A 22256-nucleotide genomic window follows, 5' to 3' on the forward strand; every position below is an offset into this window, starting at 1 on the left:
GGTCGCCTTGACCTCAACAAGCACTTCGCCGGCGCGCGGACCTTCCAGCTGAACGGTCATGACCTCAAGCGGTTTTCCTGCCTGAATGGCAACAGCGGCGCGTACGTCCATCTCAATTTCCTTTTCATGTTTGTTCGAGGTTCGGCAATCAAGCGACAGGGTTCGCCTGGCAATTCCGGCGAAACACCATGGTCAGCTTATCGGCAATCAGACGATGCATGCCGTTGTCTCTCCGGCATCATATACTCTCAGCGCGCCGCATGCCGCATCATATGTCGCTCGGCCACGCGAATGAGCATCACAAGGGTGAGATTGATGACGAGGTAGATCGCGCCAGCCAGGGCGAAGACTTCAAAAATCGCGAAGGTCTGGCTCATCAGACGTTTTGCATATCCAGTGATCTCGAGAACCGTGATTGTCGAGGCAAGGCTTGTCCCCTTGACGACGAGGATAAGCTCATTGCCGTAAGCTGGCAGCGCCTGACGAATGGCGAGCGGGAATTCGATCCGGCGGAAGCGCAGAAATGGCGACATTCCGGTGGCTTTGGCCGCTTCCTTCAGACCCGCGGGAACGGAGAGCAACCCGCCACGCAGAATTTCGGATGTGTAGGCCGCCGTGTTCAGAGCCATGGCCATGACCGCACAGCGCGTGCCGTCACTGACGATCCACCAGGTGATCGCATTGTTTTTGATGAAGCCGAGCTGGCCGAGCCCGTAATAAAACAGGAACAGCTGCACCAGAAGCGGCGTCCCACGAAAAACCATGCTGTAATATTTCGCAAACCCCGAAACGAAGCGGTTTTCGGACAGTCTCATCAAGGCAAGGCCAAGACCGAGGTTGAAACCGATCGCGACGGATATCACGGTTATCGCCGCCGTTGTCGAAAGACCTCTTAAAAGGAACGGCAACGATGTTTCCCAAAATTCGATATCCATCGCGTTATGTCCTTGCCCTAAGTCTCACCAGACGCTCCACCCTGTCAAAGCCGGCCTGGCTGATCAGGGTGATCGCGAAGTACACGGACGCTGCGATAAGGAAAAAAATCAGCGGATTGCGCGTGCTGCCGGCACCAACGGAGGCGGTACGCATCAATTCCTGCAACCCGACGACCGAGACCAGCGCCGTGTCCTTGATGGTTGTTTGCCAGACATTGTTCATGCCGGGAATGGCGATGCGAAGCATCTGCGGCAGGATGATGCGCCTGAAGATACGGCGTCCGGGAATTCCCAAGGCCCGCGCCGCCTCGATATGTCCTGCCGGGATGGAGGCCAGTGCGCCCCTGATGACCTCGGTCGAATAGGCGCCCGAGATCGTTCCGACGGCAACCACGGCAATGATGAAGGCGTATCCGCTGTCGGCGAGAGCCGCATATCCGAATGCCGTGGCAACCTGCGTGACGAATTCCACCGAGGAAAAGAACAGCAGATAGATGATCAGCAGTTCAGGCACACCGCGCACAAGCGAAGTATAGGCGTCCACCACAAGTGTCAGCGGAAATATCCGCGCCCACTTGATAACCCCGCACAAGGTTCCGATCAGCGCACCGACAACGATGCTCACCGTGCCGACGGCAATGGTTATCGCCGCGCCCTGCAGAATGGCCCTTATCCACCCACCCTGCCAAACCAGCATCAGACTAGACTCCATGAGACCTGCCCCCAAGTTTTGCTGGCTCTTCCAGCACCTTGCCGGCACCGGGCGTCGCCAGCATTTTCGACCGTACAAACCCCTAGAGCTTGCGATGGAACGATCGCCCCGCACTCCGGTAGAGAGCGGGGCAGACACTTAGTTGCAAGGTCGGGAGATATCCATTTTGAACCACTTCTGGCTCGACTTTCCAATCGATCCATCGGCAACGAGGTCGCAGAGGGCCTTGTCGATCTTTGCTTTCAGCTCTGTGTTTTCTTTGGCGATGCCGACACCGATGCCTTCACCGAGGGTGGAATCGAATTTGCTCTGAACCTTCACGTCGACAAACTGAAAGTCCTTGCCTTCAGGCTTGGCCAGAAAATCCTGCAGCGCGGAGGCATCGGCAAATGCCGCCTCGATGCGGCCGCTTGCGAGATCAATCTGCATGTTGTCGAGCGTGTCGTAGGTCTTGAGATTGGCTCCAGGGATCCGCTTTTCGACAAAGTGGGCGTGTGTCGTGCCAGTCTGCACACCGATGGCTTTCCCATCGAGCCCCTTCAGCAAGGCGTCGATGTCCTTGATGCCGGCGAGATCCGAGGTCTTGGGGACCAGGAACATGTTCGCCAGTTCGGCATAGCCGACCGAAAAATTGATTTCCTTTTTCCGATCCTGGGTAATCGACATCCCGGAAATGATGATGTCGAAGCGTTTCGCCTTGAGGGCCGGTATCAGCCCATCGAAGGCCTGCACGACGAACCGACATTTCATGGCGAGTTTCGTGCATAGCAGATTGCCGACATCCGCATCAAAACCGGTCACCTTGCCGGCGGAATCGGCCATGCTCCACGGCGGATAGGCGCCTTCGGTGCCGATCGACAGTTCACCTTCCGCGGCGTTGGCCGTGCTGACGCCGGCAAGAAGCAGGGCAAGAGACAAGACTTTAAAATTCATAACGCGAGTTCCCCTATTGGTTATTTGTTGCGTTTTAGGTGCCGGACGCCGTCCGACAGAAAGTCGGCGGCAGCTCATAAAGTCCGCGACAGGAACTGACGCAGTCGTTCCGATCGCGGATTGCTGAACAATTCCGCAGGCGTACTCTCTTCCTCCACCTTTCCCTGGTGCAGGAACAGAATCTTGTGCGATACCTCGCGCGCAAACTGCATTTCATGCGTGACGAGGATCATGGTGTTGCCCTCTTCCGCCAGCTGGCGGATCACCCGCAGGACTTCGCCCACGAGTTCCGGGTCGAGAGCCGATGTCGGCTCATCGCAGAGGATGACTTTCGGCCGCATTGCCAGCGTTCTGGCAATGGCGGCGCGTTGCTGCTGGCCGCCGGAGAGCTGACCGGGATACTGGCCATGTTTTTCCGAGAGCCCGACCTTCTTCAGCAACTGATGGGCGTGTTCGATCGCATCCTGACGACGTTCACCCAGCACATGCACGGGCGCCTCGATGATGTTTTCAAGCACGGACATATGGGGCCAGAGATTGAAGTTCTGAAACACCATACCGACGCGGGCGCGAATACGCTCGACCTGGCGCATGTCGGCGGGATGAGAGCGGCCGTTCCCTGCGCTCTTCATCCGTATTTCCTCACCATCTATGACGATCGTGCCGCTGCTGGGCTGCTCCAGCAGGTTTATGCAGCGCAAAAACGTGCTCTTGCCGGAGCCGGACGATCCGATCATCGAGACGACTTCGCCGGGGTCGGCGCTCAGCCCGACACCTGACAGCACCTCGTGCGTGCCGAAACTTTTATGCAGATCGCGAACTTCAACGGCTGGTCGGTCATGACGCTTGATGTTGACCGGGATCGCCGGTGGCCAGTTGACGACGGACGCAGGGGCGGCCGCTGTCGCGATTTCTTCCTCCCTATTCGGCCCGGCGACCGAGGCGAGCGCCGTCAGTGCGCGGTCGAAATATCGCAGGCTTGTCCCAAGACAGTTCTGCTGCCATTCGGGATCAACCGGAATGAAGGCTGTGCGCAGCGTCGTCTTGATTTTCCGGCCAAGCGGAGATTCGATATTTCCGAACAGATGCAGCCAGTTATCCGCCTGCACGGCGTCCATCACAACCGGGCCCTCAAGGGTTCCGCATTCGATCACAAGCGGCAGCACACGGCTGTTCGGCAGGGATTTGCGCACCGCTGCCGAGACATAACCCGTGGCGGTCGCGGCAATGCCGGTGTCTGTCGTTGCGCCCTTGCCGGTCATCACGACCGCCAGCGCATGCCCATAGGTTTTCCTGCCCCATTCCAGCCCGTCATGGTCCTCTTCGGCGACGCTGAGCAAAGCGGGATATCCGTAAGGTCCGGCACCGGTGTGTAGATCGAAGACGATGACATCGGATGCACCGCTGACGAAGGTATTCAAAACATCCCTGAGAGTGTGGTTCGACCACGTCGGACCGCTGCCGCCGTAAAACAGCCCGTCCGGACAGTCATATTGGCCTGCTTCAACGATTGCGGCGATGCCGGCATGACCACCGGCTGCGGCTTTGGCGTCTTTCAGTTTTTGATCGGCACGGTCACGATCAGGCCCATCCCACTCGGCGCAGACAAAGGCCTCGTGAAGCGTCGCATATCGCTCATTTCGCGGAACGGCGGCTTCCCAGTCAATGAAATTGCGGTTGAGATCGACATTGTCTTCGTTGACCCGACGGCTCCATGCCGTCCCCCAGGGATTGATCAGGTGAATGATCACGACAGCCATATCGGCGGCGAGGGGCAACGGATTGTTTGCAGAGAGCCATTCGGCCTGGCATGCCGATCCGAATTGCCCCTCCACCCCGTGGGTGCCGGACAGGATGACAAGCTTTTTCGATGCATTGCGTTCACCGAGATAAGCAACATCGGTAAAAAGCGGCTCGCCGCCGGGGCCATGCAATGGATGTTTGTATTCAAACAGGGCAGCGCCGGACCGGCGTGCCGCGGAGAGAAAACGCTGTCGCAGCACAGTATAGTCCACAGAATAAAGCTCAGGCTGCCTGATGTGGCGCATCAAGGATACTCCCGATTGATTGCAGAGGTCGGCTTTTGCCGTTCACCCGCTATGTTCCCGATTATTTTGTGTGATCTTCGCCTGGCTCCGTGGGCCAAGCGAAGAACGTATTGCCAAAGCATTCCGGCGCTGGCGATTATTCTGCGGCAGCGACCATGCTCACAGTCTCGCTTTCGATCATCTGCGAAAGTTTACGCCGGAACCGCAGGGGGCCAACGTCGATCTTCAGATCGAGGTTGGGGGTCTGCTTGTTGGCAATACCGTGATGAACCGCTTCCAGCACGATACGGTCCTCTTCGAACGCACCGCGAACGGAGGTTGCAAAACGCGCCGAAACATCCGGGTCATCGGGTGCGAAATTGCGCATCTGGAACCAGTAATATTTCGTGCGGTTTTCATCCACCGGCGTCATGAAGTTGTAGCTGTCCATCAGGAACGTATTGTCCGGCAACTCCCGGCCCTCGCCACCGGAACCGGATGGTGCAAAGATCGCCTTGATGATGGCGTTGCTGGGATAGCGAACCTCGTAATGCTGTTTGCGGTCGCACGTCCCTTCGAACTGCAGAAAGGGAGCGTAGAAAGGCGCGGGTTCCGAATCCAGCATCCACCGCCAGACCACCACGCCATCGCTTTTCACCGTCGTTTCCAGCGGCGTTTCTTCGCAGGCCGAACTGGCGAACGAACTCTGATGCACCCAGGCGACGTGGGACGGATCAAGCAGATTGTCCGTCATGTAGAGGTAATTGCAGTTGATCGTCATGGACTCGCCGCGATTGACGCCCCAGGACGGATCACCGAAATGCTCGACATGGAAAATCTCGGCTGGATCGGCTTTCGCAGCATCACCCATCCAGATCCAGACAAGGCCGTAACGTTCTTCGACCGGATAGGACCGCACGCAGGCCACATGTGGAATACGTTCTGCCCCCGGCACGCGGGTGCAGGCGCCCGAACAGTCGAAGGTCAGGCCATGATAACCACATTCAACATCATCGCCCTTGATGCGCCCCATGGATAAGGGCAGCTTGCGATGGGGACAGGCATCTTCAAGGGCTGCCAGCTTTCCACTCTGCAGGCGATATAGGACGATATTTTCGCCGAGCATCGTAACGGGCGTCAGGTCGCGGCCGATTTCATGATCCCATGTCGCGACGTACCAGGCATTCCTGAGAAACATTTTTCTTCCCCTTATTCCAGCTTCCAGTGAGAGAAGTATTTTCTTTGTGGCGCTGGCCGACAAGCGGATTTCCATTGCGTTCTTGTTTAGAAAAACTTAACAAAAGACAGAATCGGAGATACCGTCTTGGCCATGCCTCCCCTCCATGCCCTGCAAGCTTTTGAAGCCGTTGGAAGGTGCGGTACGATGAGGACCGCTGCAAAAGAGCTTGGCGTGACACCCAGCGCCATCAGCCAACAGGTGCGCAAGCTTGAGGATCATCTCGGCGTCACGCTTCTTGAGCGCGTGGGACGCCGTGTGGAGTTGACGTCATGGGGCGTCCTTCTTCACAAGGAAGTCGCCAAGGGTTTCAACCAGCTTCATCATTCCGTCGATGTGCTTGAGCGGGCGCGGAGCCAGACCGGCATTGTGCTCACTGCTCTCAGTTCGGTCGTCAACAAATGGATCGGCCGCAAGATCTTCGATTGGCAGGCTCTCTACCCCGAAGCCAATGTTCGCATCATCGGCAAGGACGACGAGCCCAGCCTCACAGCCGGGCAGAGCGATTTCCGCATAACCTATGGAAAGCGCGCAGAAGTGCACGCCCATTTCGCTCCTCTCTACACGGACTGGGTAGTTCCCGCCTGCTCGCCCCGTCTGCTGGGAGACCGCACCCTGGCGACCGCAGCGGACGTTCTCAAATTCCCTTTGCTCAACATCGAGTGGGAATCCCATTACAGCCGGCCGCCACAATGGAGCGAATGGGCGCAACTCGTTGGTGCGACCGTGAATGAACGACTCTCAAGTCTGTTTTTCGCACTTTCGAGCAACGCAATCGACGCCGCCGTCAACGGCCACGGCTTCGTTCTGGCTCAGCTTTCTATGATCGAGGACGAGTTGGAGGCAGGCACTCTTATCGTGCCGTTTGATATTCGCCTTCCACTTCCCGAGAGTTATTATCTGGCCTGGGATCGCTCCGCATTTGAGAAACCCTATGGAAGAGAATTTCATATGTGGGTGATGGGGATTGCGAAAAAGCAATCCGTCATCTCATCTCCAGCGGGCAGCGCCTGATCGGGGAAACTTCGCAGATCGCGATCGCTATTGCGGCCTTTCTGTTTGCCCATTTGGAAGTGTCATCCTCAAGCGGTGAATATGGGCAGCCCCGATGCCGCAGCAGCCGCCGATGATCGTCGCGCCGGCCTCTGCCCAGGAGCAGGCATAACGCGAATAGACATCATCATTCAAATCCTTGCGCGTGTCGTGCAGGCCCTCATTGGCGGCCGCCTCACCCTGTTCACCTTCGAAGGCATTGGCGTAGACACCGATTTCGAGGCGGACATTCTTCTCCCGGAAGACACGCGCTGCCACCTCTACGGCCCCCTGCATGACCTCGGGCTTGCTGCAATTGAACAGGATCGCCTCGGCACCCGATGAAGCCACCCAGTATGCGGCATTTTCTACAGTTTCGGTTGACCGGAGTTTCGGTTCGTCGCCCCTTATCGCTGCCTCGCCATCTTCCAGTGTAAACGAAATCCAGAGCGGTTTGCCGGTTGCCGCCACCGCTTCGCGGACGGCATCCGCCTCGGCGATCAGGCTCAGCGTCTCGCCGAGCCATACGTCGACGAAGGGTGCAAGATTTTCGACAAGCACTTTCAGATAGTCCTGCACTCGCGAAGGCTGAAAATTCTGCGGCTCGTAGGAGCCGAAGATCGGCGGCAGCGAACCGGCAACCAGCACTTTGCGATCCGTGACCGCATCGGCTGCTTCCCGCGCCAGACGGCCTGCGAGACGGATCAGCGCTGGCCCCTCGTTCCGGAACCTTTCCTCGCCGATGTGGAAGGGGACGAGCGCGTAGCTGTTTGTGGTGATGATCTGCGTACCCGCAGCGATGAATTCCCTGTGAACCTCGCGCACGATGTCAGGTGAATTCATCAAGGCCAGTGCCGACCATTCAGGCTGCTTAAGCTCGGCGCCCAGCCGCAGCAGCTCGCGGCTCATACCGCCGTCGAGAATTCGTATTGTGCTCATGAGTTCATCTCCATTCAGGCTATCGCGCCGTCACCGGCAGCGGAATTTTCAAAACAATGTGGTGGATTGTCCGTCCAGCTAGCGGCGAACCGGCACCTGTGCTTCCAGACCTCGAAAGACACGGGCGATCACGGCCGTCAGGGTAAGATAGAAGCAGGTAACAACGAGCAGCGGCTCATAGACCAGCAGGGTGTCCTGGCGAACCTTGTTGGCCACCGCATAGAGATCCATCACGGTGACGGTGAAGGCGAGCGGCGTCGCCTTTAGCTGCATGATGATTTCTCCCGCAATCGTCGGCAGGGCGATGCGAATGGCGCGTGGCAGCCAGATGCGGCGGGTCAGCTTCCAGGGTGAAAGGCCAAAGGCCCGACCGGCTTCGAGTTCGCCTTTGGGAACGGCAAGCAGCGCTCCGCGCAAGACCTCGGCCTCATAAGCCGCATAATTCAGCGTGAAGCTGACGGCGGCGAAAAAGAAGCCCTCGCGCAAAATCGGCCAGAACAGGCTCTGGCGAAGCCCGGGAACCATGGGCAGCAGCGAACCGACCCCGTAATAAAGCAGCCAGAGCTGGATCAGCAGCGGCGTGCCGCGAAAGAAGGTGCAGTAGCCGCGAGCCAAAAGCCGCGTCAGCCTGCCGCCGCTGACCTGCGCGAAAGCAAGCCCGATGGCGAGGATGAAGCCGAACACCACCGAGATCACCAGTAGCGCCACGGTTTGCCACGCACCCGTGAGAAGCAGGGGCCAATAGTTCGGTATCCAGTCAAAACTCATGGGGTGCTTTCCTCAGGCAAGGCGCGGCTGTCCGCGCCGCACCCGTCCTTCGATCATTTTGACGACGACGTTGGAAACGAGCGTGATGGCGAGGTAAAGAAATGCCGACGCCAGGAAGAACAGGAAGTAATGTTTGGTGCTTGCCCCGGCGAGGCGGGTGGCGAGCGCTAGTTCCTGATAACCGACCACCGCGACCAGCGCGCTATCCTTGGTGACCGACATCCATAGATTGGCAAGGCCCGGCAGCGCATTGGGCAGAAGTGCCGGCAATAGGACGCGGCGGAACCTCAGGACCGGCCCCATGCCAAAGGCCTTGGCGGCGTCGATCTGCCCGGCGGGGATGGCGAGGATTGCGCCGCGCAGCACTTCCGTCATGTAGGCGCCCTGAACGAAACCCAACACGGCGACGGCCGCAATGAAACCGTTGACCTCGACAGGCGGCAGGTTGAGAGCCGCCAGCAGCCGATTGAGACCATCGGTGCCCGCATAATAGAGCCCGACGATCAGGATCAATTCCGGAACGGAGCGGATCACCGTCGTATAGAGATCAAGCGGGAGCCGGAGCAAAGGATGACCCGAAAGCTTTCCAAGCGCACCGGCCGTGCCGAGCAACAGCCCGATCGCGAATGCGCAGGCCGAGATGGCGACCGTGGCGACGGCACCTGCCAAAAGCACGCCGCCCCATCCCGGAGGATAGGGAGACAGCAGTTCCAGAATACCCTGTTGCGCGTTCGCCATCTGCTGACTGTTTACTTCGCGCCGTAGATGTCGAAATCGAAGTATTTCTTCGTGATCGCTTCATACTGGCCATTGGTGTGAACCGCAGCTATCGCCTTGTTCAGCTTGGCTTTCAGTTCGGTATCTTCCTTGCGCAGGCCACCCGAAACGCCGGCTCCAAGTATTTCCTTGTCATCGGCAACGTCGCCCATTTTCACGCAGCAATCCTTGCCACCCTCGCTTTTCAGGAAGGCGTCGAGTGCCAGTGAATCACCGAAGACATAGTCGATGCGGCCAGCAGCCAGATCCTGGAATGCCTCATCGAGTGTCTGATAGGTCTTTTCGTCGGCGACGCCGGCAAAATACTTTTTGTAGTACTCAGACTGGATGGTCGACACCTGGATGCCGATCGTCTTGCCCTTGACGTCTTCAGCCGTGGCGCCGGGCTTCTGGTCTTTGGGGCCGATCAGCGTGCTTGGCGTGTTGTAATATTTGTCGGTGAAGTCGATCACCTTTGAGCGCTCCGCCGTGTTCGACATCGACGACCAGATGACATCGAACTTTTTGCTCTGCAGGGCCGGAATGAGACCGTCCCAGGAAATGTCGACGATGGAGCATTTTTCCTTCATCTCTTCGCAGACCGCGTTCATCAGGTCGATTTCCCATCCGTGCCATGTGCCCGAGGCGTCCTTGGCGAAGAAGGGCGGATAGGATTCGTTCATGATGCCAAAGCGGACTTCGGCCTGTGCCGTGAAGGCAGACAGCGCAAACGCCGCGCCGGCGAAAAACATGGGAAGCAGTTTCATTCGCAAGGTTTCTCCTGATGGGTGTTGTCGATGATGGCGGGTTATGCGTCAGTGGGCGATGAGGCCGGTAAATTCCCGGCATCGGGCACTGACGGGTGCACCGAATATTTGTTCCGGCGGGCCTTCCTCCTCGACCTGTCCCTGATGGAGGAAGAGAACGCGGTTCGAGACATCGCGGGCAAAGCGCATTTCATGCGTGACGATCAGCATGGTTCTGCCCTCTTCCGCGAGATCGCGGATGACTTTGAGAACCTCGCCGACCAGTTCCGGATCAAGCGCCGATGTCGGCTCATCGAACAGCATGACATCAGGGTCGACGCAAAGCGCTCTGGCGATCGCCGCACGCTGCTGCTGCCCCCCGGAAAGGAAGGCCGGATAGGTGTCGCGCTTTTCGAAAAGTCCGACCTTGTGAAGCAGGGCCTCGGCTTTTTCGATCGCCTCACGCCGCGGCATGCCCATGACATGAACAGGCGCCTCGATGACGTTCTCCAGCACTGTGCGATGCGCCCAGAGATTGAAGCTTTGAAAGACCATGCCAAGCCCGGTGCGCAGCCGTTCAACCTGTCGCCAGCTGCGCGGCTGCAACCGCCCGTCGCGACCGGCCTTCAGCGCTATCTCCTCGCCGTTCACAGCAATGCTGCCGCGATCTGGCGTTTCCAGAAAATTGATGCATCTGAGGAAGGTGCTTTTTCCAGAACCCGACGAACCAATAATGGAAATCACATCAGACTTGTGGGCCTGCACCGAAATCCCTTTGAGAACCTGATGCGGGCCGAAGCTTTTGTGGAGATCTTCGACGCGAAGAGCAGGAAAGGATTGGTCTGGCATGCATGGTTCCGGCTAATTTGAATTTGCGGAGAATAATGACAAAATAACGCGGTTTTTTCGCGCAATTTCTATCTATTTTGCTTTTTTCATGCAAAATAATCTTCTTTATGCGGCAAGTGCGGCGAAATACCTGAAGGGCCGCAACTGAAACCGAACTGGATCAGACAATGGAACAACTGGATCGTTTTGACCGTGACATTCTGGATATCATTCAGCGAGACTGCCAGTTGAGGGCCGAAACCATCGCGGAACGGGTGGGCCTGTCCGCCTCGGCCGTACAAAGACGGTTGAAGCGCCTGCGCGAAGAAGGGATTATCAGAGCGGAAGTCGCCATCATCGATCGAAAAGCAACGGCAACATCGATGGTATTCATCGTCGGAATGGAGATCGAGCGGGACAATTATGACGCGCTGGCGAAGTTTCGCGTCTGGGTGGAGAAGCAGGATCATATCCAGCAGGTCTATTACGTTACCGGCGCGGTCGATCTGATTGCGATCGTCACCGCCCGCGACGTCGAACATTATGACGACATCGCCGCGTTGATCATGGCGGAAAATCCGCAGATCCGCCGAATGCACACGAATGTAGTGCTGCGCGACGTCAAACTCGGCCTGTTCGTGCCGCCGGAGTAACGCTCACGCCCACTACGGCGGATCTCAGATGCACCGACCATTTGGCGTTGCCGGCCGTGTGTCTTCGAGGGAGTTTACGTGGGCGTCGATTCTTCAAACGCTTTTAGTAACCCGGCCAAAAGGTTCCGGCTTTCCGACAGTTTGCGGCTCTTCTCATCAATCGAACTTATTTGCGTATGCAATTGCGACTTCAATTCGTCACAGGGTTCGAAAGCGTGCCGTCGGTCAAGGGAACACGGCAGGAACTGCCGGATGACTGCCAATGTCATGCCCGCATCTGAAAGCAATCCGATACGTCCCACGGTCTCCACATCGGCATGACTGTAATCACGATATCCTGATTGAGTACGAACCGGTGAGAGAAGACCCTCTGTTTCGTAATAACGCAGCATTCTTATGCTGATGCCGGTCCTTCGAGACAATTCGCCGATCTTCATGTTAGCCCTTGACTCTGACAGCGCTGTCAGACTGTAGGGAGAAGGCTCCAGAGTGTAAATTGCAAAAGGAGCATTAGAATGACTAATCAGTTTGATTTTCGGGCGGAGATCGACGGCAGTGAGGCTACAGTCGAAGCTCTCTCTTCCCTGGCTTTCGCAGGCTTCGCGCACTTTACGGCCATGCAAGTTCGCGATGGCGCAGTAAAGGGATTGGACCTTCACTTAGCCCGGTTGCATCGGGCATCGGTTGAGTTTTTTGGGCAAGCACTGTCCGACGATCTGGTGCGTGAACGTATTCGGAACGCCTTACAGGGTGCGCCTTCGGCAGTTTCGGTAACGGCAACGATGTACTCTCGGAGCGGCGAGTTTACGCCGACCGGGGCTGACAACGATCCTGCCGTTTTAGTGCGCACAGCACCCTCGTTCGATGGCCCTGAGGGACCTTTGCGCTTGACCGTCGTCCAGCACGAGAGGCCATTTCCAACGATCAAACATGTCGGCGAGGCATCAAAAACGCAGTATCTCCGACGCGCTGTTGAAAATGGTTTTGACGATGCGGTATTCGTCGATAGTCATGGACATGTAAGCGAAGCCACTATCTGGAACGTAGTGTTCTGGGACGGCGAAGCCGTTATCTGGCCCAAGGCAGCGCTTCTGCCAGGCGTCACGATGGGGATCATCCGCCGTCAACTTGCAATCCTTGGAATTACCCAGCGGGAAGAGCAGATCACACTCGCGCGGCTGGCTGATATGAAAGGCGCAGCACTCATGAATTCGTGGACACCGGGTGTTGCTGTCAGCGGCTTTGATGCTGTTTCTGTACCCTCGTCAGCGACCTTAATAGAAATCCTCAAAGAGGCCTATGCACGAGAGCCGTTGGTCGCCATCTAAAAGGCGCGATGTTCGCTTTCGGCAAAGGTAACCGTTTGGGAGAGGGGCCAGTCAGGAACTCACCGATTTTTCCTGTCGAACCAAGAAGAGTGCGACGAGCTTGAGCGTCGCCTCAAATGCAAAAATACATGTCAGGAAGGCAATACGCAGCCGCTACTTTTCGTTCCACGTCATCGTGTAACGCGTTCCCGCGTTCCGTTCCGGGTGAGTATACGTCTGATTGACGCGGGCATTGATGTTCTTCGCCATTGCCATGATCAGTTTTGTGCCTAACCCCGTGCCCTTCGGCGATGCATCAGGCCCCGATCCTATTCCGTCATCTTCCACGACGAGAACGAACTGTCCGTCCTGCTCTGACAGATTGACCCGCACGGTCCCGGTTTGATCGGGATAGGCATATTTCAGCGCGTTGGTCAGCAGTTCGGTAATGATGACACCGAGAGCAACGGCGTGATCTGCGTTCAGATCAATCTCGCATAGCGACGTTTCAACCGTGATGGAGGAGGAGCCGGGTACGGCTTGAAACAGATCGCTGATGATGGAGGTCAGGTACGAACCGAGGGATACAAGTCCCACATTGGCTGTATTATAGAGGCTGCGATGAACACCGGCGATAGCGGAAATCCTGCTTTGCGTTTCCAGCAACGCGGTTTCTGCTTCCTGCGACTTCAGGGTATTTATTTGCAGGCGGATCATGGCCGAGACCAGCGAAAGGCTGTTTGCGACACGGTGGTTCATCTCTTTCACCATCATTTCCGCGTGCTCCTTGGCTTTTACCAGCAGACGGTCAGCCTCCTCCTTCGTCTGGCGCAGGCGATGATTTTCCAGAGCCTGATTAATGGCGGTGAGCAAGAGTGGAAAAAAGTCGTCTCCGACGTTTTTGATGACGTAGTCCGCAGCGCCCGCCTTGATGGCATCTATGGCGATCTGGGCCTCGTTTGACCCCGTCACATAGAGAACCGGAACGCGCGCCGGTATCGTCTGGATCGCGGCGAGAAATTCCATGCCTGTCGCCGTCTGGAAATAGTGGTCGAGAACCACGACATCGAACTGCCCGTTTTGAAAAAGCTCGAGTCCGGACGCTACGGAGGCGGCATGAACCACCTCCATTCCGTGACGACCAAGAACGCGGCTCGAAAGCCGTGCCAGAGCCGGATCGTCATCAACATACAAAATGCGCAGAGCCATCATGCTTTCAGGGTATCTGGATTACGGAAAAGAACAGGCCGAGGTTTTTGATGGCATTCGCAAAGCCCTCATAATCGACCGGCTTGGTTATATAAACATTCGCGCCTAGATCATAACATTTCTGAATTTCAGTCTCATCATCGGTTGTCGTCAAAACCACCACAGGCAAACGGCGTGTGTATTCATTGCTCTTGATCTGCTCAAGGATGTTGATGCCCGACATATCGGGGAGATTGAGGTCGAGTAACACGAGAAGATAGCGATCTTTGCTGACAAGCCCATCCCGACTTTCGCCCAAGATGTAATCCAGCGCCTTCGCACCGAGCGTAAAGGGCACAATCTCGTTGTTCACGCCGGCGCGCCGCACGTTTTTTTCGATCAGGCGCGCATGGCCCTCGTCGTCTTCGATCATCACGATCGTTACTTCCTGACCGGTCGCTTTCATTTGTCGCCTTCCTTCGTCACTCTTCTGAGGTCACTCGGCAGCAGCAGGAAAAACGTGCTGCCATCACCGAGTTTGGACTCCACCCTAATGTCCCCGCCTAAATTTCTTATTAGCGAACGAACATGTGCGAGACCTATTCCCTCTCCCGGCTGATCCTGACTGCCTGCCCGACGAAAAAGCTCGAAGACCCGTTCAAGATCCTGCTCGCCGATACCACGCCCATTGTCGCCAACCTCGATACAAATCGCTCCGCGCCCGGCCGGGTAGGCACGCGCGGTCAACCGCAACGGACGACCCGGCATCTGGTATTTCACCGCATTGTCAAAGAGATTTCCAAGAATCTGATCGAGGGATATGCGATCGGTAACAATCGTGAGCTTTGGCGTATCAACATCGATCTCGCCGCCATTGGCGGTGATCTGATGACGCACCGTCTCGGATAGTGACGAGAGCAATGTTTCGATATCGACCTTCTCCGGCTGCAGCTTCCGCTGACCATCGCGGGATATTTTCAGGATGGCGTTGATCAGTTGATCCATTTTCCGCGTTGATGAACGGATAAAGCCAATGGCCTCGGGAATGTCCTCCTGAACCGCCAGCCGTGCTTCCCGGACCACCTCTTCCGGTGGGGTTTTACCGTCGGCCAGGACATAACTGGTCACCGGCTTGAGCGAGGTATCGAATTCGGAGAGGAAACCCATGATATTGACGAGCGGCGCGCGCAGGTCATGGGTGACAATGTAGGCAAAGCGCTGAATTTCCTGATTGGCGCGGCGAAGATCACGCGTCCTTTCCTCGACACGTTCTTCCAGATGGCGATTGAGCTCATCAACATCCTCTCGAGACCTGGTCAGAGCGCGGATATAGGTGAAAACGAGAAAGATCGAACCGCCGACGACAAGGAGAATTGCAAGGGCGCCGCCCACCGTCACCCATCGAAGCGTATTGGCTGCACCCAGCTGATCGCCAACGATGATGCGCAACCGATCGTCAGTGTCTGTTTGCAAGCGCGACAGAACATCCCTGATTTCGGTCATGAAGCGTTTGCCGTCATTGTTGCGGACGACATCCACCGCCTCGGTCATGCGGCCGGCCTTTTGCAAATCGATCGTTTCGCGGGTCTCGGCCAGTTTCGCATCGATCGCTTCGGTCAACTGCGACAAGGCCTGTTTATATTGGTCCTCGTCCTTCAGGAGATCGAGAATTCTGGACTGACGCTGTGGCAGGCCGCGCAACGCCTCTTCATAGGGCACCAGATAATCGACATTGTTGCTAAGCAGATATCCTCTCTGGCCGGTTTCAATGTCCTGCATTGTTGTCAGCACATCAAGAACCGCTGCACGCACACGTCGCAGTTCCGCGGTTTCCTGAGAGTACCGGTTGTTCACCTGAACAAGCCATAATGACATGGAGACCATGCCAATCAAAATTGCGACACCCACAGCAAGCATCAAAAGGCTTCGCTGGGCAAACGGTGAAAAACCAGTCACAGCAATAACATTCCCGGTAGGCAGCTAATAAGTGCGACAAACTAGATGACGGTTGCGGCAGATGCGAATGATTTCTTTTTACGCAACCGTGGAACCCCGTCAGATTTCAGGAGTTCAGCAATGTTGGTGAAAACAGCCCCCGACACGGCTGAAACGATGTGAATGCGGTGACATGAGATATAACTTTCAGGGAAAACAGATCCTTGTTTTGGAAGACGACGCACTTCTGGCGATGGATATGGAAGACTTTCTGTCGGATCTGGGTGTCAACGTTGTCGGACCCGTCTCCCACATAGAAGCGGCGCTGGAAAAAATAAACGCAACCGAGCTGGATGGTGCCGTCATCGATCTCAATCTGAGGGGCGAATTGTCCTTTCCGGTTATCGAAGAACTGAGGGCCGCAAAGGTGCCTTTCGTCGTTTGCAGCGGATATGCGGAAATACCCGGAGTGCGAGCGCAGCTGGCCGGGCTGACAGTGGTTTCAAAACCCTGCAATTTTGACGATCTCTCACATGTTCTGGCGAATGAATTCTCACCCAATCACTGAGGCGAGAATTCCGGGCTTAATACGCCACCCCGTACGCAGGTCCCTTTATCTTCCACATCAATCCAGTGGGAAAGCTACCTGGTATTGCAGACCGGCCTGATCATAGTGGATTTCGCTTTCCGCCTGCAGTTCGTATCTGGCGCCTTTTGTTATCAGGGTCGTTCCAAAACCGGTTTCCTGGGGCGCAGAAACCGGGGGCCCACCGCTTTCTTGCCACCGGAGATCGACATGATCGCGCCCCTGACTGTCACGCAGCGTCTTCCAGAAAACCTCCACCTTCCCGTGCGCTCCGGAAAGCGAGCCGTATTTCTGAGCATTCGTCAGCAGCTCATGCAGGATCATCCCGAGCGCCAGTGCGGATTTTGGTGACACCTGAACGCCTTCAGGACCCTCAAGTTCGACCCGGCTTGCGAAACTGTTATGGGGCTCAATCGCCCGCTTCACGACATCCTTCAGATCTGTCTCGCCCCAGTTGCTTTGAAAAAGCAGGGCGTGGCTTTCGGCAAGGGCCGTCACGCGGGCCACAAGCCTCTCCTGATAATCGTCGACGGAAGTGCTGCCCTTTGCCGTTCTGCGGATGATGGAAATGACCATCGCCATGGTGTTCTTGACGCGGTGGCTAAGCTCACGGACAAGCAATTCCTTGTGGATCTCCGCCCGCTTCCGCTCCTGTTTCTCCCGCGCTTCCGCAAGCGCCCGTTCGACAGCAGACGGCAATCTTGCCAATCGTTGTTTGAGGACGTAATCGGTCGCACCGCGCCTGAATGCATCGATTGCTGCGTCTTCACCCAAAATGCCCGACACAAAAATGAACGGTGTGTCTGGAAACCTTTGCATGGTGACATCGAGCGCAGACATGCCATCGAAATCCGGCAGAGAAAAATCAGCAAGGATGATATCGAACTGCTGGTTTTCCAATGCCTCCATGAACGATGCCTTGCCTACCGCCCTTGTCACCGCAGGCGGCGGCGAAATGCGCGAAAGCTGCTCTTCGATCAGTTCCGCATCAACAGAGCTGTCCTCAAGGAGAAGAAGCCTGCTTGCTTCCATTTGCAGCATTGCCTCATTCACCATTGCGACGCGCACCCGGTGGTGGCTCGTTCAAGAGCGCCCAGAAAACCCCGAGATCCTTGATGGCCTTGAAAAACTCGTTGAACTCGACGGGCTTGACGACAAAGGCGTTCACGCCGAGTTCGTAGCTCTTCACAAGATCCTGTTCTTCGCGGGACGAGGTCAGCATGACAACGGGGATATGCCGCAGGTGATCGCTGCCCTTGACCATCTGCAAAACCTCAAGCCCGTCTACTTTTGGTAATTTGAGGTCAAGAAGAACGACCGTAGGATCACCCGTTGGGCGATTGTGATAAGCGCCCGTGACATTGAGATAATCAAGTGCCTCGGCTCCGTCCCGCGCAACAACAACCTCGTTTGCAAGTTGACATTTCTCAAGTGCGGTCAGCGTTAGTTCCAGATCGCGTGGATTATCTTCCACCAGCAAAATAGGTCTGAGTTCAGGCAATTTCTTCCTCTTCAATTTTCATAACCGGCAATGTGAAGGAGAACGAGGCTCCCTCGCCTACGGTTCCCTGTGCGCTGACCGAACCGTTATGGCGCTCAACAATGCGCCTGACGAGAGCAAGCCCGATACCTGTCCCCTCAAAATCCTCGACACGTTGCAGCCTCTGGAACACACCAAAGAGCTTGCCGTAATAGGCCATATCGAAGCCGACGCCATTATCGTCCACCGAATAAGTGACGTCGTCTTCGGTTTCAACCGCAGCAATGGTGATGATCGAGACCGGTTCCTGGCGGGAATATTTGATCGCGTTGTCGATGAGATTGTACCAGACCTGCCGCAACAGGGTCGGATCGCCGCGCGTAACCGGCAGATGGCCAATACGCCACTCGATCTGACGATCAGTCATGGATGGGGCAAGAGAGCGGCGAACCTCGCTCACCACCTTTTCCATGTCCACAGATTTCATGGCGATTTGCGTGCGGCCAAGCTGCGAGAACTTCAGAAGATCGTCCACGAGCCTGCCTGCCCCCAGAGCCGCCTCGGAGATCATTTGCAGATAATGCAGGGATTTGTCGTCCATGGCGTCGCTGCGCTCGCGCAGCAACTGTGCAAAGCCGACAATATGGCGGAAAGGCGCGCGCAGGTCGTGCGAAACGGAATAGGAAAAAGCTTCCAGTTCCTTATTGGTTCGCTGCAATTCTCGCGTCAAATCCGCCATTTCCTCGGCCTTGCGCAGAACAATGCCGATAATCGCACTTCGAAGCTCCCGTGCCGCCGAAAGTTCCGGTTCAGACCACGGCAAAGCCGTGTTACGCACCTGCTCCTTCCAGATTTCGAAGGATTTGCGGGGATGAATGCGCCCGCTTTCCTGCACGGTCTTATGCGGATCTCCCCCCCAGCGTACGGTTTTTACGACTTCCGGCCGAAACCAGATAAGCCAGCTGCCGTGCAGTTCCGAGATGCGCATCGCGATAATTCCGCTTGCTGCGCCGGCAAAAGACGCAGCTGCAGGATAATAGTTCACAAGGCACTCGGCCGCAAAGACATCCGTGACCGCCTGCTCGCCGAGCCACAGGACCAACTCTTCAACCTGCTGCCGTGACGGTGTCTTGCCGACCAGCTCATATGCATTGCCCCGGACGAGCGCAGCGCCATCCGCTCCCACCTGTTTCAGCAGGTCTTCTCTTTGATCATCGCCTTCAAGAAGGCCATCAGCCCATTTTTCGGCCCCTGCCATCCCCTTCAGCAGGCGCGCCTGAATATGGCCAAGCTCCACACGGCGGGACGCATCCTGGGAACTCTGCTCCATGGCTATCCGCATCGACAGGAGCTGTGCAGCAAAATCACAGGCTTCACGCACGGCAAGGGACACCGAATGAGACGCGGAGTGATGACAGGCAATCAGACCCCACAGGGTGCCGTTGACGATAATCGACACCGACATGGAAGCAGCCGTACCCATGTTGCGCATATATTCGAGATGGACCGGCGATACGCTGCGAAGCTGCGAAAAGCTCATATCAAGCACCGCCCCCGTTGCCGCATTCAGCTGCGGTGTGACCGGGACCGGTCGATAATCGACATCGGGGATCATCCGCAGGCGGTTGATCGTGTAGAGCTGCCGTGCCTGCGGCGGAATATCGGCCGCCGGAAAGCGAAGCCCAAGATAAGACGGCAAATTGCCGCTTCCGGCCTCCGCAACGACATGGCCGCTCCAGTCCAGCCCGAAGTCATAGATCAGGGTACGGTCATAGCCGCTGATAGAGGATACCAGTTGGGTCGTCCGCAAAAGCGCGTCTTCAAGCGAGGGTGCGCTGTTCAGATATTGCGCCAAACCGGTGAGTTCGCCCATCAACTTTTCAGCCGATTCGCCGTGCCTCGTTTTTTCGAATTCGATTATGATCAGGGCGCCGGATCGATACGCAGAAACATCGAGTGCCTTTTCGGTCCAGACATATCTGAAATTGTTTTCGTCACCGGAATACCATTCGGATAAGGCGACTATGAACGGCAGGACCGTAACATTTGCAGCCGCACCAATCGGCAGGGACGCCTCAATATAATCATGGAGATTATCACTCGCCTGCACGACGAAAAATTCGCTGGCAGCCAGGACCAGAAGCGCACCATGTTCCTGAATAGCGCCGGGGATGTGGATGGGCTCGGCGCCGCAACTATCCAGTTTCGGCGTAACTGAACTCATGACTTTCTCCAGCCGCTCTTTGTAGAAGAACGATCGACCTGCTCAAAAGATGCCGCCAACCTATTGATTATTGCGGCGATGTAAACGCTCGTTTTCAGCAAATCGTGTCAGGACGACCACCGGTATTTCCGAAGATCGTCACTCCAGTCGCTATGACCCAACGCTCGCCATGAGATAATGACCCACCCCCCAGACGTCACCGCCGTCATGGCCAAAAAGCCCGGCGGTTGCCAGAAAGAACAGTCGCCAGCGCCGTTCCCACAGCCGCGCATCAACGCCATAAACCCGTTGCAGGATCGGTCGTATATGCTCGATCTCCCGGTCGAAATTCGCCAACCAGTCGAGCGCTGTCCGACGATAATGCGATCCCGACCAGCGCCATTCCCGTTCGACGGTGAAAAGCGTGTCGAAACGATGGGGAAGATCGAAGGCAGGCATCATGCCGCCGGTGAAGAAATGCTGCGCGATCCAGTCCGCCGGATTGTTGTGGTCAAAACGGTAGGATCGGTCACGGTGATTAAAGACGTGCAGGAACAAGCGGCCTTCCGGCTTCAACCATGCATGAACACGCTCAAACAATGCGCGCCAGTTGGACATGTGCTCGAACATTTCCACCGAAACGACGCGATCGAAACGCGCGCCAACGGTGAAATCATTCATATCGGCGGTCACTACCGACAGATTGGAAAAGCCGCGCTCCCGGGCGCAGCCGACTATATATTCGCGTTGCGATGCGGAATTTGAGACGGACGTGATCCGCGCGTTGGGAAAACGCCCCGCCATATAAAGGGAAAGCGAGCCCCAGCCGCAGCCGAGTTCGAGAATGTCCATACCATCCTGCAACCCGGCATGGGCCACGGTCTCGGCCAGTGCCGCAGTTTCCGCCTCATCGAGGGTCGTCGCGGCATCGGGATAGTAACAGCAGGAATATTTGCGCTGGCCCCCAAGAACGAGCGCGAAAAATTCCGCGGGGACCTCATAGTGCTGCCTGTTCGCCTCGTCGGTATGGCTGGCAATGGGGAATTTCGCCATATCGGCCGCAAAAACCAATTCGGCATCGGCCGGGATTTTTGCAAGCCGCCGTTTCGTTCTTGCGCAGAGCATATCTATTCCGGCGAGAGTGACGCTGTCGTTGAGCGGCGTACGTTCCGCGGCATTGATGGCGAAGGAGAGCATGTTCATGGCGTTTCCTCGTTCTTGCGCGGCCCCGGAAAGAAGGCGTTGACGCGGCGTTGCAGGGCGCGGAATTTTTCCCCGCGCGATTTCAGCATGTGCTCTTCAAGCGGCGGAATGCCGGAGACGTGGACGAGCAGCCAGTACATCATGACCGGTGCGGCGAGCGAGGCCCATGACAAGGCGTGGGCCTGAACTGCCAGCAACGGCAGGCTGCACCAGAAGAGCCATTCGAAGAAATAATTGGGATGGCGGGAGTAACGCCAGAAACCGGCTTCGCAGACGCCGGTTATTGCTTCAGGGGTTTTCCTGAATTTCGATAGCTGTGCGTCCGAGAGAGCTTCCCCTGCCAGCGCCGCAACGGCAATCATGGTGGCAAGAAGGTCGAGAACACGCGGGAAACTCTGGCCATTACCAGCCGCAAGATAGACTGCCAGAACAAGCACGAAGGCGGCAACGGCCTGTATCTGGAGGAAGATGAAAAGCCGCAGGGAGGCAGCACTGCCCCATTTTTCGATGAGCTTCGCATAACGGGGATCTTCCCCGCCGCCCCGCGTGCGCAGGCCGATATGGCCGGCAAGCCGCAGGGACCAGACGGCAATAAGCAAAAATACGATAGCGCGTCGCCCGCCGTCTCCTTCCGCCAATGAAACAGCCAAGACGCCTCCAAGCCCCACGCTCGCGGACCAGACGGTGTCGATCCAGCCGCTAGAGCCGGTTGCTCTCTGTAATACCCACGCTCCGGCCATGAGCAGCGACATGAGAATGGCAAGCATCAGGATCACAGAAAACATCAC

Annotated in this window: 23 protein-coding genes and 1 pseudogene; 4 read left to right on the forward strand and 20 right to left on the reverse strand. The window is 56.6% G+C overall.

Annotated features, from left to right (window positions below; all coding sequences use genetic code 11):
• From EXN68_RS27515 to EXN68_RS26310, 6 genes and pseudogenes are all read right to left on the reverse strand, one after another.
• Positions 1-111 (reverse strand): annotated as a pseudogene (locus EXN68_RS27515) (S-(hydroxymethyl)glutathione dehydrogenase); the annotation flags it as partial.
• 137 nt (positions 112-248) lie between these two features.
• A complete protein-coding gene (locus EXN68_RS26290) occupies positions 249-935 on the reverse strand; it encodes an ABC transporter permease (protein ID WP_142843544.1) in 687 nt (228 codons plus the stop codon).
• A 4-nt stretch (positions 936-939) separates the two neighbouring features.
• On the reverse strand, positions 940-1647 hold the full coding sequence (locus EXN68_RS26295) for an ABC transporter permease (RefSeq protein WP_142843545.1): 708 nt from the start codon (positions 1645-1647) through the stop codon (positions 940-942).
• Positions 1648-1785: 138 nt separating this feature from the next.
• Positions 1786-2580 carry a transporter substrate-binding domain-containing protein gene (locus tag EXN68_RS26300; protein ID WP_142843546.1) on the reverse strand — a complete coding sequence of 265 codons (795 nt, stop codon included), beginning with the start codon at positions 2578-2580 and terminating at the stop codon, positions 1786-1788.
• Between the two features lie 74 nt (positions 2581-2654).
• On the reverse strand, positions 2655-4628 hold the full coding sequence (locus tag EXN68_RS28095; protein WP_142843547.1) for a DUF2817 domain-containing protein: 1974 nt from the start codon (positions 4626-4628) through the stop codon (positions 2655-2657).
• A 136-nt stretch (positions 4629-4764) separates the two neighbouring features.
• Complete coding sequence (locus EXN68_RS26310; protein WP_142843548.1) at positions 4765-5805, reverse strand: aromatic ring-hydroxylating dioxygenase subunit alpha; 1041 nt, start codon at positions 5803-5805, stop codon at positions 4765-4767.
• A gap of 132 nt (positions 5806-5937) precedes the next feature.
• On the opposite strand from EXN68_RS26310, the gene EXN68_RS26315 reads away from it, so the two are divergent.
• Entirely contained in the window at positions 5938-6858 is a 921-nt protein-coding gene (locus tag EXN68_RS26315; protein WP_142843647.1) for a LysR family transcriptional regulator, read from the forward strand.
• A 27-nt stretch (positions 6859-6885) separates the two neighbouring features.
• On the opposite strand, the gene EXN68_RS26320 is transcribed toward EXN68_RS26315, so the two are convergent.
• The 5 genes from EXN68_RS26320 to EXN68_RS26340 all read right to left on the reverse strand — a co-directional run bounded on the left by EXN68_RS26320 (position 6886) and on the right by EXN68_RS26340 (position 10934).
• Positions 6886-7815 (reverse strand): homocysteine S-methyltransferase family protein, encoded by a 930-nt coding sequence (locus EXN68_RS26320; RefSeq protein WP_142843549.1) that lies wholly within the window; start codon positions 7813-7815, stop codon positions 6886-6888.
• A gap of 78 nt (positions 7816-7893) precedes the next feature.
• On the reverse strand, positions 7894-8583 hold the full coding sequence (locus EXN68_RS26325) for an ABC transporter permease (RefSeq protein ID WP_142843550.1): 690 nt from the start codon (positions 8581-8583) through the stop codon (positions 7894-7896).
• Between the two features lie 12 nt (positions 8584-8595).
• Positions 8596-9321 carry an ABC transporter permease gene (locus tag EXN68_RS26330; RefSeq protein WP_142843551.1) on the reverse strand — a complete coding sequence of 242 codons (726 nt, stop codon included), beginning with the start codon at positions 9319-9321 and terminating at the stop codon, positions 8596-8598.
• Positions 9322-9332: 11 nt separating this feature from the next.
• Complete coding sequence (locus EXN68_RS26335; protein ID WP_142843552.1) at positions 9333-10106, reverse strand: transporter substrate-binding domain-containing protein; 774 nt, start codon at positions 10104-10106, stop codon at positions 9333-9335.
• Positions 10107-10154: 48 nt separating this feature from the next.
• Positions 10155-10934 carry an ABC transporter ATP-binding protein gene (locus tag EXN68_RS26340; protein ID WP_142843553.1) on the reverse strand — a complete coding sequence of 260 codons (780 nt, stop codon included), beginning with the start codon at positions 10932-10934 and terminating at the stop codon, positions 10155-10157.
• A 167-nt stretch (positions 10935-11101) separates the two neighbouring features.
• Between EXN68_RS26340 and EXN68_RS26345 the strand changes: the two genes are divergently transcribed.
• The gene (locus EXN68_RS26345; RefSeq protein WP_142843554.1) at positions 11102-11566 is read left to right on the forward strand and encodes an Lrp/AsnC family transcriptional regulator; all 465 of its coding nucleotides are present in this window, start codon (positions 11102-11104) and stop codon (positions 11564-11566) included.
• Between the two features lie 74 nt (positions 11567-11640).
• Here EXN68_RS26345 and EXN68_RS26350 read toward each other — a convergent pair whose 3' ends face one another.
• Positions 11641-12003: a MerR family transcriptional regulator gene (locus EXN68_RS26350; RefSeq protein ID WP_142843555.1), complete on the reverse strand. Its 363-nt coding sequence runs from the start codon at positions 12001-12003 to the stop codon at positions 11641-11643.
• 78 nt (positions 12004-12081) lie between these two features.
• Between EXN68_RS26350 and EXN68_RS26355 the strand changes: the two genes are divergently transcribed.
• Positions 12082-12894 carry an aminotransferase class IV family protein gene (locus tag EXN68_RS26355; protein WP_142843556.1) on the forward strand — a complete coding sequence of 271 codons (813 nt, stop codon included), beginning with the start codon at positions 12082-12084 and terminating at the stop codon, positions 12892-12894.
• A gap of 153 nt (positions 12895-13047) precedes the next feature.
• On the opposite strand, the gene EXN68_RS26360 is transcribed toward EXN68_RS26355, so the two are convergent.
• From EXN68_RS26360 to EXN68_RS26370, 3 genes are read right to left on the reverse strand one after another with little or no spacing between them, the layout of a single operon-like run.
• Entirely contained in the window at positions 13048-14085 is a 1038-nt protein-coding gene (locus EXN68_RS26360; protein ID WP_142843557.1) for a sensor histidine kinase, read from the reverse strand.
• A gap of 4 nt (positions 14086-14089) precedes the next feature.
• The gene (locus tag EXN68_RS26365) at positions 14090-14527 is read right to left on the reverse strand and encodes a response regulator (RefSeq protein WP_142843558.1); all 438 of its coding nucleotides are present in this window, start codon (positions 14525-14527) and stop codon (positions 14090-14092) included.
• A complete protein-coding gene (locus tag EXN68_RS26370) occupies positions 14524-15978 on the reverse strand; it encodes a sensor histidine kinase (protein WP_142843559.1) in 1455 nt (484 codons plus the stop codon). The genes EXN68_RS26365 and EXN68_RS26370 overlap by 4 nt, the downstream gene beginning before the upstream one ends.
• Positions 15979-16189: 211 nt before the next feature.
• Here EXN68_RS26370 and EXN68_RS26375 point away from each other — a divergent pair, with 211 nt between their 5' ends.
• Positions 16190-16564: a response regulator gene (locus EXN68_RS26375; protein ID WP_142843560.1), complete on the forward strand. Its 375-nt coding sequence runs from the start codon at positions 16190-16192 to the stop codon at positions 16562-16564.
• A 57-nt stretch (positions 16565-16621) separates the two neighbouring features.
• Here the strand turns inward: EXN68_RS26375 and EXN68_RS26380 are convergent, their stop codons facing one another.
• The 5 genes from EXN68_RS26380 to EXN68_RS26400 form a co-directional block, all read right to left on the reverse strand.
• Complete coding sequence (locus tag EXN68_RS26380; RefSeq protein ID WP_237681504.1) at positions 16622-17638, reverse strand: sensor histidine kinase; 1017 nt, start codon at positions 17636-17638, stop codon at positions 16622-16624.
• Complete coding sequence (locus EXN68_RS26385; protein WP_142843561.1) at positions 17628-18083, reverse strand: response regulator; 456 nt, start codon at positions 18081-18083, stop codon at positions 17628-17630. The genes EXN68_RS26380 and EXN68_RS26385 overlap by 11 nt, the downstream gene beginning before the upstream one ends.
• Positions 18076-20286: an ATP-binding protein gene (locus EXN68_RS26390; RefSeq protein ID WP_142843562.1), complete on the reverse strand. Its 2211-nt coding sequence runs from the start codon at positions 20284-20286 to the stop codon at positions 18076-18078. The genes EXN68_RS26385 and EXN68_RS26390 overlap by 8 nt, the downstream gene beginning before the upstream one ends.
• A gap of 150 nt (positions 20287-20436) precedes the next feature.
• Entirely contained in the window at positions 20437-21468 is a 1032-nt protein-coding gene (locus EXN68_RS26395; protein ID WP_142843563.1) for an SAM-dependent methyltransferase, read from the reverse strand.
• Complete coding sequence (locus EXN68_RS26400; RefSeq protein ID WP_142843564.1) at positions 21465-22253, reverse strand: DUF1295 domain-containing protein; 789 nt, start codon at positions 22251-22253, stop codon at positions 21465-21467. The genes EXN68_RS26395 and EXN68_RS26400 overlap by 4 nt, the downstream gene beginning before the upstream one ends.
• Between the last annotated feature and the right edge of the window lie 3 nt (positions 22254-22256).

Origin of the sequence: Martinezella rhizogenes (assembly GCF_007002745.1) — a bacterium.
Classification (GTDB): Bacteria; Pseudomonadota; Alphaproteobacteria; order Rhizobiales; family Rhizobiaceae; genus Agrobacterium; species Agrobacterium cucumeris.